General features: G+C 32.3%; 7 protein-coding genes. All 7 read right to left on the reverse strand.

From position 1 onward, the window contains the following. Nucleotides 1-322: 322 nt before the first annotated feature. A complete protein-coding gene (locus HN894_07370) occupies nt 323-2,203 on the reverse strand; it encodes a hypothetical protein (GenBank protein ID MBT7143144.1) in 1,881 nt (626 codons plus the stop codon). Between the two features lie 38 nt (nt 2,204-2,241). Continuing rightward, nucleotides 2,242-6,969 carry a DNRLRE domain-containing protein gene (locus HN894_07375; protein MBT7143145.1) on the reverse strand — a complete coding sequence of 1,576 codons (4,728 nt, stop codon included), beginning with the start codon at nt 6,967-6,969 and terminating at the stop codon, nt 2,242-2,244. A 213-nt stretch (nt 6,970-7,182) separates the two neighbouring features. Further along, entirely contained in the window at nt 7,183-10,515 is a 3,333-nt protein-coding gene (locus HN894_07380; protein MBT7143146.1) for a DNRLRE domain-containing protein, read from the reverse strand. Nucleotides 10,516-11,139: 624 nt separating this feature from the next. Beyond that, nucleotides 11,140-14,463, reverse strand: a complete 3,324-nt coding sequence (locus tag HN894_07385; protein ID MBT7143147.1) for a DNRLRE domain-containing protein — start codon at nt 14,461-14,463, stop codon at nt 11,140-11,142. Between the two features lie 256 nt (nt 14,464-14,719). Further along, entirely contained in the window at nt 14,720-15,673 is a 954-nt protein-coding gene (locus tag HN894_07390; GenBank protein MBT7143148.1) for a DUF368 domain-containing protein, read from the reverse strand. A 57-nt stretch (nt 15,674-15,730) separates the two neighbouring features. Continuing rightward, complete coding sequence (locus HN894_07395) at nt 15,731-17,143, reverse strand: tetratricopeptide repeat protein (GenBank protein ID MBT7143149.1); 1,413 nt, start codon at nt 17,141-17,143, stop codon at nt 15,731-15,733. 133 nt (nt 17,144-17,276) lie between these two features. Then, nucleotides 17,277-18,746, reverse strand: a complete 1,470-nt coding sequence (locus HN894_07400) for a hypothetical protein (GenBank protein MBT7143150.1) — start codon at nt 18,744-18,746, stop codon at nt 17,277-17,279. Nucleotides 18,747-18,836 lie beyond the last annotated feature (90 nt).

Here is an 18,836-nt window from a genome sequence, read left to right on the forward strand (position 1 = left end):
GTGCCTCTAAGAAAACAGTTCAAAATTAAAAACATCTCTTTTTGCGATATTTCTATTTTTTTCATTTGTCTAATACAAAAGCATTTACTGCATGAAAGAAAATAGAAATCTCATCAAAAATTAATTATTTTATAAAAATTGGCTGTTTTCTTAGAACCACTAAATAAGAATTTTGCACAGATTCTAATGCTTATTGATAATTTGAATTTATTGAAAACAGTATTATTTGGGTAATATTTTATGTTTTATTTGATTCCAATTTTCAGTCTGCACTGAAACTAAGTTTCTCAAGAAAGTTCAATTTTTCTCAATTTGGTTTTTCTCAATTTTGAATTGTTTTCTTAGAGGCACTAATTATTTGCAAATACGTTTTTTTTCGGCGATTGGTATCATTCACCAATTTCGTCCAATAAAGAGCATTTTCAAAATCGTTTTCGTTAAAATATATAGCGGCTAAATTCAATTTGGCTTCATCGAATCTTGGACTAATAATTAGTGCATCTAAATAGTGCTTCTTTGCCCAATAGTGCCGGGCTGGCACGTTGTGAGTTTTTGCAGTAATTTCAAAAGCCGAAGCCAAACTGTTCAGAATATGAACATTATATGGATTCATTTTAGCAGCAATTTTAAAATTTTCGAAAGCATCGTCAATATTGTTCTGATTTACTTGTGCTGTGCCAAGATACCAATTTATTGGAATGGAAAATGGGTCGAGAGTGTAAAATTTTGATAGCGCCAATTTACTTCTTTCTTCTGCATTTTTCCATTCTAATTTTCTTTTATAATAGTAATAATTTCGCATATGAAATTCGCCCCTAATTCTGTCGTGCGAAATTTTGAAAATAATCGAAAAAATTAGGATAATTGGAATTATCAGAAAAATCTGTTTAATTTTATATTCAGGAAAAATTATAGTTTCCCGACTTGTTCTTTTTATCTTATAAAAAATTGTTCCGAGAAGAAGGTTACTATAAATTATATGCTCGAGACGTTCTCGTGGAAATGTGAAAAACGAAATTGCCATAAATCCTATCAAAAACGAAATGAAAACAATGTTTTGAAAAGGTTCATTGTTTGCATTTGATCGAAAAACTGATTTAATGGATTTTGTAATTAATAAAATATGGAAACTCAAATATGCCAGAAAGCCAAAAATACCAATTTCGGATAGAACCCATATAAAATCGTTGTGTGGTCGTTGTATAGTATTATTGTGCATGTCGCCAACATAAAAGCCACCCAAAGGGCAACTTTGAAAAAAAACCTGCCAATTGCCGGCACCAACTCCAAACCAAAAGTGCGATTTGTAGAAGCAAAATGTTCTGTCCCAGAGAAATAACCTGTTACGGCTCGATGCTGTGTTATTATAATCGAAAATATTTATTCGAGAAATAAAACTATTTATATCGCCTCGCAAGTAATAAATCGTAACGATAAAGCCAATCAATAATATAGGTATCAGAAAATATGAAAAGTATTTTAGTGATTTCGATTTTTTTCTTAAAAATGTGATTAGTAATAAAATAGCTGTAAAAACTGTTGCAACAAATCCAATCCAAACTGCCCGCGATTGAAGAAAAATAATTATTCCCAGACTTATAGTTGCTGCAAAAATTGAAACGTAACGAAGAGATTTTTTGTGAAGAATTGCTCCATAAATTGCAAATGGGATTAGCAGAAATAAGAAACTGGAAAACAGGTTTTTGCTTCCGCTTATGCCACTCACTTCGTAAAGTACATCTTTATTTATATGTTCGATTCTTCTGGTTTGAAAAATGAAAATTATAAAGCCAATTAAAATTATTGCTATTGACAATATAGAAAGGTATTTTAAGAAATTTTCAATATTATTATTGAAATAAATAACGATTAAAAAAACAATAAAGCCCAATAATACTTTAGAAGAATCGTAATAACTTTCCGATTTTGTGTTTGCCCAAAAAGATGAAATTAGCTCGAAAAAAACATAGATAAAATATAAAATTAGAATTAAATCTATTTTAATCTTTTTTTCTTTTTTCGATAAAACAATTAGAATCAGTGTTAGAAAAAGAAAAACCGAAGTTGTCAAATATCTTGGTAAATGTGTAGGATCAATTATTTTATTAGAAAAAGCAAGCGATGTTACTAAAATTCCTATTAGGAAAATCCATTGTGGAATATGTTTCAAAAATTGTCCGTTTGATAATTTAGAAATTTGCATAACGAAATATCTATTTTAATATAGTATTTGATGTTTCATTAGTCTCGAACGCATCTTACAGACAAAGCAGTCTCTTTTAGCATGTCTCCTCTGAAACTGCCAAAATATTGCGGATTTAAGGTTCTGCAAAATGCAGCTGTGCCGGTTTTTTCGCTAGATGTGAAAAAGTAGCTTGAGGAAAAATCGTAATAAGATATGTGAAAATATCCTTTTCCTACTGCTTCAAAATTTGTTGAGCCTCCATAGCCTAAATCTATCCCTGCTGAAACGCCCCTCCAGCCTTCAATTGTAGAATCGTTAATTGTTGAATCAACAAAATTTTCCAAAATATACCATTCATAATCCGAGGGAATATGCCAGCCATTGGGACAAATTCCTTGAACGGATTCTTGTGTTGAATTTTGCATCAATTCGTTCCATTTATATAAACCGCCATAAAGTTCGCAATTGTTGGCATCATCTACGTAGCAGTATTTTTCAATAATTTGATCCCAGCTTTGTCCAGGATTGTTTGCCAAAATCCATTCTCCAACATTCAGGTTTTCTGCCATCCAGCATTGATTACCTATAGAAACCATTTCGTATGTTTGACCATCTCTTTCATCAATAAAATAACCAAAGCAATCTTCGGAATAGGAAAAATTTTGGGTTGAAGTAACTTTTATTTGATATCCTTCGCTTGCATGCATTTCTCCAATGAGATCAATTCCGTAGGCAGGCCAATAAACTTGTCCATCATCGTTTTTCAGAATTTCAATATTTCCAATTATTTCTGATAAAGCGGTTTCTATTAGTGAAGATTGAGGATGTAAATACGCAATAATATTCCATCCACTATTTAGATAAATTGAGGTGTTTTCAGGTGAAACTAAGCTTCCTGTTAGAATTAAAGTTTCGTTCATTTCCATTTTTATTTGATAGCCTTCTCCTACAGTATGGCTCCCAATTTGATTGATATTAAAGGATGGATAGTAAACTAAACCCATCTGATTTTTCAAAATTACAAGATTATTCAATTCGCTGAATATGCTATCGAAACTTGTTTGGCTTGGGTTTAAACATGAAGAGATTAAGCTCCAACCGTCTGATAATTCGATGGTTTGTTGCAAAAAAACATGAAAATCTGTTGAAACCAAACAATTGTTTTGGGTGATTAGAGAAATTGTATAAACTCCCTCATCTAAGACAATTTTTTCTTGTCCGGTAGAACCATCATACCAAGAATATGATACGAAGTTTGCCCCAGGATCGAGAGTAATAGCAGTGCCAATTTCTAAATTCTCCGAAATTGATTCTATGTAATTGTTATTTCCAATATACAAATGTACTGAATCATTATAGGTATTTCCATTAAAATCTGAAAATTCAATGAAGTAATATCCGGAATCATAAACTTGGATTGAGGTTCCTGTTTCTCCGGTTGACCATTCGTATGTAGAATATCCTTCAATAATTGATATAGATACTGTGTCGCCGGGGCAATAAATTACTTGTTCCGGCAATCCATTTGTAGGTACATAATAGTCAATCGTGAATTCAGGATGCAGAAGGTTATTTATGTGATCGCTCGAAGCAAAAACACATCGTCCTTGTTCTTGCTGGTCGTTGTGAATTTCTATTAAAAATCCATAATTTTCATACGGATAAGAATTAGTATGTTTTGCATGGTCGGTAACGTCAAAATTAATTGAAGACCAGTATGAATTGATAGGATATTGAATTATTGAAGTTTGCACATCGTGTGAGGGTTGATTAAACCATGTTACAAAATCTTCATGCCAAAATTCAGTAATTCTGCTAACTGAAGCAATTGAGCCTATATAATGAGGTCCGCCACTATATCCGTTACTTATATTTGGATTGTGAAATAATTTAATCTTAGCAGAAATTATGTTATCACTGGAAATGTCATTTTCTGCACAAAAGCTTGGTATATCAAACTGAATAAGACTTCTTCTATGATAAGGCTCAGAAAACATTAGATAAGAATAAATGTTGAGGTTAGGAGATGTTCCATAATTTGCACTAAGGTCATTATATACAATCATTGCATCTTTCCCGAACGCAGCATTGGGTTTAAGAGTTACACTTGAAATTGAATCTGATGAAGGGGAGTAACTAAATGGATTTGTTAAAATACAAGATTTTGATGTGTCTATTAAATTTGTAAGAGTCAATGATATTTCGTAGTCGCCAAAATAGTTGTATTGATAAAATCCGGTTAATGTATCAACCATAATGTCTCCGTTACTAAAGTCCCAAACCAATGAATATTCATTTATAGGGATATTATTATTAAACGAATAGAAAGCAGGGTTATTTAAACTTGTAGTAATGTGAAGGATAGAGCAAGAAATATTTATTGTTTCTGAAAAAGTATCTATACAAGAATAAAGATTAGTTTGATAGTTTACAATACAGTTTGCCTCATATGTTCCCGGAACAGAATACATATGACTTACATTATCGTTACCTGTTACTATTGTACCATCTCCGAAATCGTATTGAACCAAAACACTATTGAAATTGTTAGTTTCATAGCTTAGATTTAAATCAACTTCAAAATCAGTCAATTGACTATCAAAGGAGGCATTACAATTGTACTCCATGTTAACGATGTTCTCTTTAATCATTTGGCATGAGCCTAGCCCCAAAACTAAATCGTAGTAGCCATATGCAGAATTTAATGGAATATTAAAGAAAGCATCGAATTGACTGATATAATTAGTATTGTTTGTGTAATTAAATGTCAAGTTTGCAATGCTATCCGGTTGAATAGAGGTATATCCATTTATTAATCCTATATTGTTTACACTTATTGGTAAAAAGTCAAACTCTCCATTCATATTCCAATATGAATAACAATCACCCGGAACTTGACTAAATTCTATACCCAAACCTGAAACAGTGATAGAATACAAATCGCTTGGGTGGGTAATATTTGGGCTTATAGAAAATGAAGGGTTTATATGGAAATAATTATAACTTAAAAATTCGCAAGCAGTTTGGTACCCAACAATCATTTTGAAATTGCCAACAGGATGACTTGAGTCGAAAGCAAAACTTGCTTCTACTGTATTAGAATCAATAACATTTATTTGGTATGGAAAAATGTAGTGAGATGTTCCATAACTATCATTAGATTGAACTAAACATATATTTGAGCTTGTAACATAATGACAATTCGGACAATTGCAATTTGGGTTTGCTGAAAAATTCATTGTATTAGAATTTATGATAATTGTTGAACTATCGCCCAAACTTGCAATATTTGGATTAAATGATAATTGAAAATCGTTTATATATACAACATTTTCTTTAGTCATTTCACAAGATCCATGTTCTAAAACAATATCATAATAGTCATTGGTAGCATATGCCGGGATATTAAAAAATGCATCAAATTGACTAATATAATTGTTATTATCAATGTAATTAAATGTCAAATTTGCAATACTGTCAGGTTCAATAGATATATTTCCATTACTTATCTCAATATCGTTTGCCCCTAAAGGGAAAAAATCAAAACCTCCGTATATATTCCAGTATGACGAACATGTGCCCGGAAATAGTCCAAATTCTACTCCTAATCCTGAAATAGTTATAGAATGAGAGGTGTTTGGATAAATATTAATTGGTGTTATTGACAATGAAGAATTTAATTGAAATAGATTATAATCGCTAAAATTTTCGCAAGGAGTTTGATATCCGACTATCATTTTGAAATTGCCAACAGGATGGCTGGAATCGAAAGCAAAACTTGCTTCTACTGTAGTAGAATTAATGAGCGTTACTTGATACGGGAAAATATAATGATTAGAATTGTAGGAGGAATTGTTTTGCATCAAACAAATATTCGATGTAGAAACATACAGACAGTTTGAGCATATGCAACTTGTGTCGTCTGAAAAATTCAAACTATTTGATGATATTGTTAATGTTGTACTATCACCTAAACTTGCATAGGTTGGACTATAAGAAAACTGGTCGTTCGCAATTAATACAGCATTTTCTTCAACTAACTCGCAACCTGGGGCTGCATGAATAATTATATCATAATAGCCATATGGCAAGTTAGTAGGAACAAAGAAACTGGCATCGAATTGACTGGTATAGTTATTATTATTTGTGTAATAAAATGCCAAATTGCTAATACTATTTGATGCAATAGAGTCAGTGTTATTTGTTATTTCAATGGTATTGGCTCCAATTGCCATAAATTCAAAATTTCCATATGGTGTCCAATATGAGTAACAAGTTTCAGAAACTTGACCAAACTCTACACCCAGCCCTGTAAAAGTAACGGAAAGGCTTGTCCCTGGCGTAAACACATTATTCGATATTGTAATTGATTGATCAAGATGAAAATTGTCGAAACCTGTTACTTCACAAATACCTTGAAAGCCAATTACTAAATTGTAATCGCCCGCAGAATGACTTGCATCAAAGGCAAAATCTGCCTCTACAACTGTAGAACTAATTACATTTATTTGGTAAGGATTGATGTAAGAATAGTTGTAATATGAGGAATTATACTGAGCTAAAACAATATTTGATGTATTAACATAATGACAATTAGGACAAACACAAGACGGATTATCCGTAAAATTCATATTGTTCGATGTTATTGTGATAGTAATAAAATCGCCCAAACTTGAAGCGCTCGGGGAAAATGAAAATGAATATTGGGCTTGTATGTTTGCTGAAGAAATAACAAATAGAAGAATAATCAATAGATTTCCGAATTTTCTTTTAGAAGTTTCCATAATTAATTTCTTAAAATTAATATTTACAAATAAAAACTGTACAAAGATAAAATATTATATGAATAAAAAAAATATTTTCATGATTCTTTCTGATAAAATTGTAAAAGTTGTTAGCTAAAACAAAAAAATCTTCAAGAATTTAGAATGTTGAAATGAAAATCAAATAAAATTTAATTCAGTCCCATTATACACAATTTTTGAATGCCGCTAAAATTAGTCCCGAATACATCTAATAGATAAAGCAGCGTTTTTATCAAATCCACTCCTGTAAGAATTGGTAAAACTTGGACTTAAGCTCCTAATATATGCAGAATTTGTATTTTTTTCGCTTGATGTGAAAAAGTAGCTTGAGGAAAAATCGTAATAAGATATGTGAAAATAGCCTTTCCCGATTGCTTCAAAATTTGTTGAGCCTCCAAAACCTAAATCTATCCCTGCTGAAACGCCCCGCCAGCCTTCAAGTGTGGAATCGTTAATTGCTGAATCAACAAAATTTTCCATTATATACCACTCATTATCTGAAGGAATGTGCCAACCATCGGGACAAATTCCTTGAACGGATTCTTGAGTTGAATTTTGCATCAATTCGTTCCATTTGTAAAGTCCGCCATAAAGTTCGCAATTGTTGGCATCATCGACATAGCAATATTTTTCAATAATCTGGTTTGTCGATTGTCCTGAGTTATTTGACATAATCCATTCCCCAACATTCAGATTTTCTGCCATCCAACACTGATTTCCTATCTGAACCATTTCGTAAGTTTGAGCATCTCTTTCATCAATAATATATCCCGTACAATTGTATGGATAATTGAAATTCTGACTTGTTGAAAGCTTTATTTGATAGCCTTCGGTGGGCATTAAATTGCCAATCAGATTTATTGCGTATGCCGGCCAAAAAACTTGTCCATCGTCGTTTTTAACAATTTCGATATCGTTAATCATTTCAGCGAAAGCTGACTGAATAGGCGAGGGTTTGTGGTCTATATATGCAATAATATTCCAGCCACTGTTGAGATTTATCTGTGTATTTTCCGGAGAAACAAAAGCTCCAACAATTTTAAGAGTTTCGCTTGCTTCCATTTTAATTTGATAACCTTCGCCAACTACATGATTTCCAATCTGATCTATACTAAACGAAGGATAATAAACCAAACCTAACTGGTTTTTTACAATTGTCAAATAATCTAGCTCGCTGAAAATGCTATCGAAATTTGGTTGTTCAGGATTTATACATGTTGAGATAATGCTCCAACCTGTGAATAATTCAATAGTTTGTTGAAGCTTTGCATGATAATCTTTTGACACATTACAACCAAATTCGGTCAATAATGAAACTGATAAATTCTCATTTTTTGTGATTATTTTGAATTGAGAATTTGTTGAATCGTTCCAAACATAGGATGTGAAATTTTCGCCAGCATCGAGAGTTATAAACGTCCCAATTTCGAAGGTAGTGTCAATTGTTTCATATAGGTTCATTTCTTCAGAGATTACATGAACAGAATCTATAAAGGTAGTACCATGAAAATCTGTATATTGTAATGTGTAATATCCTGTGTCGCTCGCTTGAATTGTAGTTCCGGTTTCACCCGTTGACCATTGGTATGAGAGATATCCATCCAGAGCTATAAGTGTTGTTGTATCGTCTGGACAAGAAAAAATTGCTTCAGGCAATCCGGCACTTGGGGGCAAATTAGTATAATTTATTGTCAATTCAGGATGGAGATCTGAATTGTAGTGGTCGCTTGAAGCAAAAACTCCACGACTATACCAATAAAATTGCAGTAAATTTGATGCTTTTATTAGAAATCCAAAATTTTCGTTGGGCGACAGATTTATATCTTTCACTAAGTCGGTTACGTCAAAATAGGCAGGACCATCTGTTTCTTCAATGGGAGTTTCGAAGTTAGTAGATTCTTCATAAGCCGGTTGATTTGCCCATGTTGCTATATCTTCGTCCCATGGAGCAGTTATTCTTCGAACGCGAGTGTATGTATGATCATAATTCTCGCCACCATTAAATCCGTTATTACTAAGAGGATTATAGTACAGTTTTATTTTAGCAGAAGTAATATTTTCGTTTGAGATATAATTTTCTGAACAGATTTCAGGAATATCAAATTGTATAAGAATTCTGTTATAGTATTCTACAGAATTTATTAATTGTGAATAGATATTCAAATTTGCCGATGAACCGAAATTTGTATTTTCCTGGTTGTTTGCAATCATTGCATCTTTACCCTCACTTGCGTTTGGTTTGACTGTTACACTCGAATTTGATTCGAATGGGTAATAATAAATTGTATCAGTAAATTTGCAAAAATAGTTTGTATCTGAATAATTGGTAAGTTTTAAGGACAATGCATAAGCTCCAAAATAATCGTATTGATAATATCCAGAAAGAGTGTTTTCGGCAATATCGCCATTGTCAAAATCCCACAAAATTGAATACTCGTTCGTTGGAAAGATATTGTCGAAATAATAATGTACCGAATCGTCAAAACTTGTTTCAATATTCAGGTTTGAGCAAGAAACCGTAATTGTTTTTACAACTGTATCGGCACATGAATAGTAGTTTGATTGAAAGTTTTGATAGCAAGTAATATCATAAGTTCCGGGCAAGGAATATGTATATGTCAAATCATCAAATGCTTGCACAATGTTGCCATCTCCCATATCGAATAATATTGAAAACCCATCTCGGTCGTAAATCTCGTCTTCCAAACTTAGATTAATTCCAAAATTTTCAATTTGATAATTGAAATCTGCATTACAATCTTCATAATATAGGAAAGCATTGTGTTGCCAAATTCCACAGCCACCCGGATCAATCCTAATGGTATAGTTCCCATATGCATCATTTGAGGGCATGGTGAAATGTGCGTCAAATTGACTATCATAATTATTATTGTTATTGTAATTGAAAACTAAATTTTCTATTGTGTCTGCATGAATATAGCTACCATTTCCAAATAATAGGATATTGTATGCATATAATGAAAGATTTTCAAAGCCACCGTTTGCATTCCAATATGAGGCACAAGCCTCCGATACTTGATCGAATTCAACTCCAAGCCCTGTAAATGTTACTGTCAAGGATGTGTCTGAAACCAAGACATTTGGAGATATTGAGAATGATGGTTTTAAGATGAATATCTGACCGTTGGTCAATTGACAGCTTGTTTGATAGCCGAGAAGCAACAAAAATTCTCCTACAGGATGGCTTGCGTCAAAATCGAAATATGCTTCGATAGTTGAGTTTTCAATGACATCTATTTGAGTAGGATAAATATAAGTAAAAGTTCCATAGTTTTGGTTATGATGCCGCAATACTACATTCGATGTTGAGACATAATGACAATTCGGGCATTGACAATTTGGGTCGTCGGAAATCAAAAGTTGTGGTACACTAATCGTAATCTTCTTGCTCTCACCAAGCTTGGCTGAGCTTGGGCTAAAAGTATATTGCGAAAAAGTGATTGTTGAATTAACCAATAAAAAAATAATCAATAAGTTTCCGAATTTCCTTTTAGAAATTTCCATAATTTAATTCTTAAAATAAATATTATTAAAAAAAACTTTTCCAAAGATAATATAAATATTTGTATCTAATCAGTGAACTGAAAAGTGGCTAAATCTTATTTTGAGCTGCTGGAAAAAGAATTTCCTTTTTCGTATATTCAATCTTTATGAAAAACCAATGTTTGTAAATCGCTTAAATTTTTTATCCTGAAAGGATTAAACGTAAAAGCATAGGCTGAAACGCAGTGAAAGTCTATGTCTGAAATTTGCAAGGAAAAAAGGGCTGAAAGTCCGAAACGTATATTCCGAAAAAAATAAGCATACAATTTCATAAAAATTATAGGTGTTGGCCAGAAAAAATGGCGGGCGGGTGCTGGAATGTGGGTTGTAGCATCATTTTTTCTTGTTCCGATAGCTATCGGAATTGTTACTTTTGTGTCAAGACAAAAGTAAATGATAGGACAATAAACTGAACTTGATATTTCATACTTATAGGATGAAAGTTATTTTCCAACACCTCAAAAAAAGATTTAGCAGCGAAAGCAGGAATCCCTTTGAATGTAGAAATCTGTGGAAGGGATTTCTGCTTTCGCAAGAATGAATTCCATTTTGGGCTCAATCAAAAATTGAAAACTAAAAAAATCATCAATCTCTTATACATCTTACAGAAAGTGCTGCATCTTTAAGCGTTTGGCCTCTATAGAATTTTGTAAAGTTTGAGGATTGTTGTCTGAAATAATATATAGATGGCGTATTTTCGCTGGAGCTAAGCATATAAGTAGAATTTGGATCGTTGTAGGATGTATAGAAAAATCCTTTTCCGATAGCCTCGAAATGTGCTGAACCTCCATTTCCTAAAATTGTTCCTGCCGAAATTCCTCTCCAGCCTTCAATTGTGGGATCGTTAATTGCAGGATCAACGAAATTTTCCAAAACATACCATTCATTGTCAGAAGGAATATGCCAGCCATCGGGGCAAATACCTTGCGATGATTCTTGAGTTGAATTTTGCATTACTTCGTCCCATTTATATAAACCACCATAATTTTCGCAATTGATAGAATTGTCTGCGTAGCAATATTTTTCAATAATCTGGTTTGTCGATTGTCCAGGATTATTTGACAAAATCCATTCTCCAACATTCAGGTTTTCAGCCATCCAACATTGATTTCCTATCTGAGTCATATTGTAGTTTTGCCCATCTCTTGCATCTATAAACGAACCGCTGCAAAAATTCGGATATGTAAAAACCTGATTTGAATTTATTTTTATTTGATAGCCTTCGGTTGGTAAAAGTTCGCTTAAAGTGTAAATTCCAAAACTTTGCCAATAAAGCTGCCCTAAATCGTTTTTAATAAGTTCAATATCAGCAATAATTCCTGAAAGTGCAAATTCAATTGAAACGGGCTGATGATGTAAGAATGCAATCATATTCCAGCCACTGCTTAAATTTATAGGAATATTTTCAGGAGAAATTGAAGAACCTACTATTTCCAGATTTTCGCTTAATTCCATTTTTACAAGATATCCTTGCCCAAGTGTATGATTTCCAATCTGATTTATTTCATATGCCGGAAGATATGTCAGTCCCATTTGGTTTTTCAGAATAATTAGGCTATTTAACTCAGCAAAAATGCTGTCAATATTTGCATGAACGGGATCTATACAAGTAGAAATCATGCTCCAACCTGCCGACAATTCAATGGTTTGTTTCAGCAGGGCATGATATTCTTTCGAGATTGTACAGCCATTTTCGGTAATCAGTTGTACTTGTAAATCTTCATTATTAAAGATAAGTTTTTCTTGCTCAAAAGTATTATCACTCCATGAATACGAATCAAAATCATCGCCAGGATCAAGGTTTATATACGTTCCAATTTCGAAAACAGTATCAATAGTTTCTTGAAGCGGATATCCTTCGGAATAAACGTTAACAGTATGATCATAAACATTTCCGTTAAAATCTGTATAGCTAAGAGTATATTGCCCTGTGTCATATACTTGAATCTCTTTACCGGTTTCGCCAGTTGACCAATCGTAAGAAACGTATCCTTCAATTGCTGTGAGAGTAATAGTGTCTCCTGGACATTGGAAAACACCAAAAGGAAGTCCAGTGTTATACGGGAAGCCTGAATAATAAATTATTAGTTCAGGATGTAAACTATCACTGGAATGATCACTTGAGGCAAAAACTCCTCTACCATATTCTAAATTTTCGTCTTTGACTTTTAATAAAAATCCATGATTAATTTCCGGTGTTGTATTTATTTCTTTGGCAAATTCAGTTATATCAAAATATGGCGATTTTATACTATTTTGAAAAGGTGTATCTACCTGTGATGTTTGAGTGTCGAAAGTTGGCTGGTTTGCATATGTTACAGAAATTTCGTCCCAGTGCGAAGTAATTTTACATAACTCTGTAACTGTATAGGCTAAATGAGATTGTCCGTAAAATCCATTACTGTAAAAATCGTTTTCGTAAAGGTGAATTTTTGATGAAATAATGTTTTCATTTGAAATATGGTTGTTTTCGCATATTTCCGGAATATCAAAATATATTAAGCTTCTGATTGAGTAAGAATAGGGAGTAGAATATATGTTATGGTAATGAACTGCACCATAATTTACATTCATATTTGAGCTCTTAATCAGTGCATCCTTTCCTATTTCGGAATTTGGTTTAAAAACAATCGGATCATATTGAGATTTGGGATAAACAAATACAGTATCGCTGAGCATGAGGCAGGATATATTTGTGTCGTAGTTATTAGTTAAAGATAATGAAACTACGTAAGCCCCAAAGTTACTATATTCATAATAATTTGAGTTTTGGTCTGTACTAAAATCGCCATTTCCAAATTCCCATAAATATGAATATTCACTTGTGGGGAAAACAGCATTTAGATGATAATAAAGTGAATCGTCAAATTCTACATTAATATTTATGTCAGAACACGAAATTGTAATGTTTTGCGAAACAGTATCTGAACATGAATAATTGCTTGATTGATAGACCACATAACTTGTAACGGTATATGTGCCTGGAAGAGAATAGGTATGTATTAGGCTATTTGTAGCGTTTATGATTGTTCCGTCACCCATGTCGTAATATGCTTCAATACCGTCTAATCCATATATCTCATATTCTAAATCGACTATCACGCCAAATCCATCAGTTTCATATAGAAAGTTTGCATTGCAGTCTTCATAAAAGTAAATAGTGTTATTTTGATTTAGATTAGTACTCGTATGATAAAAAAATACATTGTATAAACCATAATCAGCTATCGATGTATCGATGGAAAAAGTGGCATCTAACTGACTTATATAATCTGTATTACTATTGTAGTAAAAGTTTATGTTACTAATCGAATCAGTATAAATATAATCGTTTGATTGTTTTAATCTGACTGAAGTATTCGATGGACAATAATAACTAAATCCTCCATTTTCGTTCCAATAAAAAGCAAAAGTTTCGGAATTCTGACCAAATTCTAATCCAATTCCTGTAAATGTTACTGTGAATGAGGTGTCTGCAACAATTAGGTTCGTTGAAGCTTTAATTGATGGATTAAGTTCGAAAACAAAACTACAAATAAGTTGACAAGGAGCGCCAATTATTAATCCAAATTCTCCTACCGGATGGCTTGACTCAAAGATAAAAGTGGCTTCAACCGTAGTAGAATCGACAATATTTACTACTATTGGAGTGATATTTGTAAATGTATTGAAATCAGTGTTATACTGATATAAAACTAAATTTGTGTCGCAAACATAATAATAGTCCGGACAAACACAATTTGGGTTGGAAGAAAAGCTTATCTCCGGACTTGTAATTTCGATTGTTATACTATCGCCGAGATGTGCATTTTCGGGGCTCAAATGAAGTTGCGAATAACCATTATACGATATCAATACTAATAAAGCAAAAATCAATATGCCTCTGAATTTTCTTTCTAAAGTTTCCATAGTTAATTTCTAAAATTAATATTTACAATAAAAACTTTACAAAGATAAAAAATAATGTGAAATAAAAAAGCCTATTTCATTTTTTTGCTGAAAACAATATTTTTTTGATATTAGATTATCACTATTTGAATATGTTGAATATCAGACCTGACGAAATAATGCAATTGCTGTCGTTACTATCAAGTATTTTTGATTTATCTGCCTATGTTTATTAACTTAATAGCTAATGAACCTTTAATTTTACGCTTATAATTTTCTAAGATTTCGATTCAGCAAACTTTTCGATTGCCCAAATTGAAATAATCCCTAAAATCATTAGACCTAATGAGAATATTATAACGGAATTCATTTGCTCAGGTAAATAACGTTCGTAAGCATATGGTTTTATTTCTTCTAATAATTTTCCATTTGAATCGATGAATGCTCCAAATTTGTTGGTAGTGATTAAGTCTCCCAGACTATCGAAAGATTTTTTCCAAGGCCAAAGGATTGAAAGTGATCCAAAAATAAAACCCGTTAGAAGTGAAATTGTTTGATCTTTGTAGTTTTTAAAAATCCAGGATAGAAGATACGAAAATGCCAGTAAACCAAAACCGGCTCCTATAACAACAGGGATTAGAATTATTACATCCATATTGTTCACTGCATCTATCATAACAAGTTTATAATTCCCCATCAAAATAAGAACGAACGAACCCGACAATCCTGGTAAAATCATGCTGCAAGCTGCCACTATTCCACAAATGAAAAGGTAATAGATAGAGTCGTTTTCTGTAGCGTGATTCAAAGTGGAAAGAAAAACCGCTGCTGCAGTACCCACCATAAATATTATTATAACTACCACAGACCACCGCGAAATTGTTTTACCTACAAAATAGACCGATGCCAGAATTAAACCGAAAAAATATGCCCAGATATAAATAGGGTAATTATCGAATAAATAGCCAAAAAGTTTAGCAATTGTAATGATACTAACGGCAATTCCAAGAAAAACTGATATCAGAAATGAAAGATTTATATGCTTAGCAAATTCTTTAAACTTTCCAGTAAATAAAAGTTTTACAGCAATCAGATTAAACGACTTTATTGAATTTATTAATTTTTCGAAAATTCCTGTAATTAAAGCAATAGTGCCTCCCGAAACTCCAGGAATAACGTTAGCTACACCCATTCCTATACCTTTGAAAAACAGACTTATATATTCTTTCATTTGTTTTTGTTTTTATATTTTGAAAATTGAAAGTGCATAGTTTTGGTTTTACAATTATCAAGCTTTCCTATATTTATTAATAATATCTACAACTTCTGTAAACGACCTCGATTTTTGATAATATTCAATAAAATCTATATGCATATCGTAGTCTAATTTTAGTGCTTCTTCAAGATTTTTTATTGCTTCATCAGTTTTTCCTATTTCTAATAAATATGCAGTTAAATAATAATAAATATCAGCAACTTTGTAGTCCGAGCTAATTAGAACATTCATAGCATCAATGGCTTCCTGAGTTTTCCCCGTTACGAAAAATACTTCTGAACGCTCAATCCAGGCATCAATATCTTCCGGATCTAAATCAATAGTTTTTGAAAAAGCTTCAACTGCTTCATCGTATTTTTTCATTTTTGCAAGAATTTTCCCGTAAACGAACCAATATTCCGGATTATCATTTTCAATATCTAAGGATATTTTAATGAATTTCAAACTATGTTCAAATTCTTGTTGATTTAGCAAAACTAATGAAATCCCATACCAGCCATCAGAAAATTGTGGATCAATTTTTACAGCTTTTTCATAATGTTTCAGCGATTCTAAGGGTTTTTGGAGTTTGTCGTAGCATTCGCCTATATAGAAATGTGCCTGAGCATAATTATCATTCAGACTGTTAAACTCCTTGTATGTCTCAATTGCTTCTATATATTTTTCAGAATTAGCAAGCGTATTAGCTTTATTGAATATTGCCGAAGAATATTTATCATCTATAGCAATGGCAAAATCATATGCCTCAATGGCTTTATCGTATTGTTCGTTGTTGTTGTAGTTTATGCCCAAATTGTACCAGGCGTTCTGAGAAAATGGCTCCAGATCAAGATATTTTTCGTAGGATTTAATGCTTTTTTTAGTCGAACCAATTCTTTCGTAGCAAAAGGCCAAATCGTATATAATATTTGCTTCTTTCGGGTCTAACTTATATGCTGATTTTAAATACTGTATAGCAATTTGAAATTTATTTGTGTGTTGAAAAGCCTGGGCAATTTTATAATAAAGATCAGAGTCGTTTTCTTCTTGCATAGAAAGAGCTGCCTCGAAATTACGAACAGCCTCTTTTGTCATTCCTAAAATGTTGTTTGCACTTCCTTTTAGCAAAAGAAGGTCAATGCTCAATTCAATTTTTTCAATTTTTTTTATAAGATTTAATGCTTCTGTTGGTCGGCCTGTATCTATGTAAACCTGTGCTCTTTTCAATTGAATAATTGTTGAATCAGGATGCTGGCTATGTGCAAGCTCGCTAACTGTTGATGCCGAATTTGGTTTGTTTTTTATTAAATAATAATCAATAATATTTTCAAATTCATCAACATCAAAATATTCCTTTCTGTTTGTTTTAAGCATGTTTTCGAATCTATTCACAGATCCAATAACATTCTCATCCTCAAAAAATTCTCTTTCTTCCCAATCTTTCATAAAATAATTTTTTGCAAAATTATAAAAATTGAATGATTATTTAATTATGATTATGAATTTTAAATTATTTCAAAGCTATGAATATCTATACCTGATTCATAGGAGTAATTTTTAACAATGTTCCGGACATTATTCAAAAAGCATCAAAATAAGAATCCAAATACTGAATTCTACGTTCAATCCAGGATTCAATAAAATCAATTTCCGTTTCGCTATAGTTTTGGCTTATATCCGGGACTAAGGCTTCTTTTTCATAAATTCCATTTCTTAACAAAAAATCGTAATTGTCTCTGAATTTTTGATTTAAATTTTGAATATTGAGGCTGTTTTTTCTTAACTCCAACCACCTTTCTTTTGCCTGAGCTCGAAAAATCTGAAATGAAAATAGCCTGTCGTACAAACCGTTTGAAAGCATTTTGTCTGTTATATCTTCTCTCAGACCTTTCCAATTGTTCCCGAATGTCCCGTCCAAATCCCAGGGAACGAAAAAGTACAAGGATGAGCTACTATATCGACATGTATAAATGTTTTTTCCATTATTGTCGGTGGCGTATATCAAATTCAGAAAAATGTAATAATCAATAATATTGTCGATGTCGAACTTTGAAGAAATCTCATTTTCAAAATCCGAATCCGAACTGTTCACAACAAAACTGACAAGATTGTACAAATTAGTCCAGTCGATTTGCTCAATTTCCGTTGGATATTTGGTTTCGTATGCACTCCATGTGAAAGAATTATTGTCGAATGTATCGACTCCAAAAAAACTGACTCCATTGCCCCAAGTGTATGCTTTGTATAGTTCGCCTTCCAATTGGTCTGTATATTTTTTTAAATCGAGCTGTTTTCTGTCGATGCGTTCGCCGAGATAACACACTCCTTTATATTCCCCATTTATAAATATCTCGCAATATTTTTTGTCGATTCCGATTTGCATTTCTTCGTTGTTGTTTTGAACTCTGGCAAATTCCAACCATAAAGTATGCGATGTAAAATCTCTGATTCTTACCGGTTCGTTCCAAAGGCCATCAATAATCCAGTCATCGTCGTAGCGCATTCCAAGGAGAGAATATTTTTCAGTGTCTTCACCTTCCTCATCTTTCCAAAACTCAATATTGTAGGTTTTTTTTGGATATGTTTGTGAAACATCTCCGCGTAGTTCAATCCCAACTTGAGCAGATAAGTGTGTTTCACTACTTTCGAGCAAAACTATGCTGGCTTTAATTTTTGGTTCATCCACAATTTCTACACCATCGGTATAAATCGAAATAATTGGAAGTTCTGAATAAAAAAAGCTAAAAACCTGTTTGTCGATATTTATAGAATATTTTTTGCCAATCACAAGTTCCGAGTCGTTAGTTTCAATCTCAAAAATATCAGTACCTATGGCTAATGATTTATTTTCCACTGTAGTGAATTCTCCATTATAAATGATAATTTTGTTTTCTAAGTCGAAGCCCAAAACAAGTGGATCAAGATTCAAATAATTTTCAGGAACAACAGTTTCGTCATTTTTGCATTCTGATAAAAATGCAATCACGAACACTATCGCAATAGTTTTAGTGAAAAAATTAAATGAAAACAATTTTTTCAAAATATCCATAAATCAAATTTTTTATACTTTCAATTTCATTAACGTAAGCTTTAGGCTATATTGCATGTCTCTCTTATTAATTATTTTTTGCATAAAAAC

The organism is Bacteroidota bacterium, assembly GCA_018692315.1.
GTDB lineage: Bacteria > Bacteroidota > Bacteroidia > Bacteroidales > JABHKC01 > JABHKC01.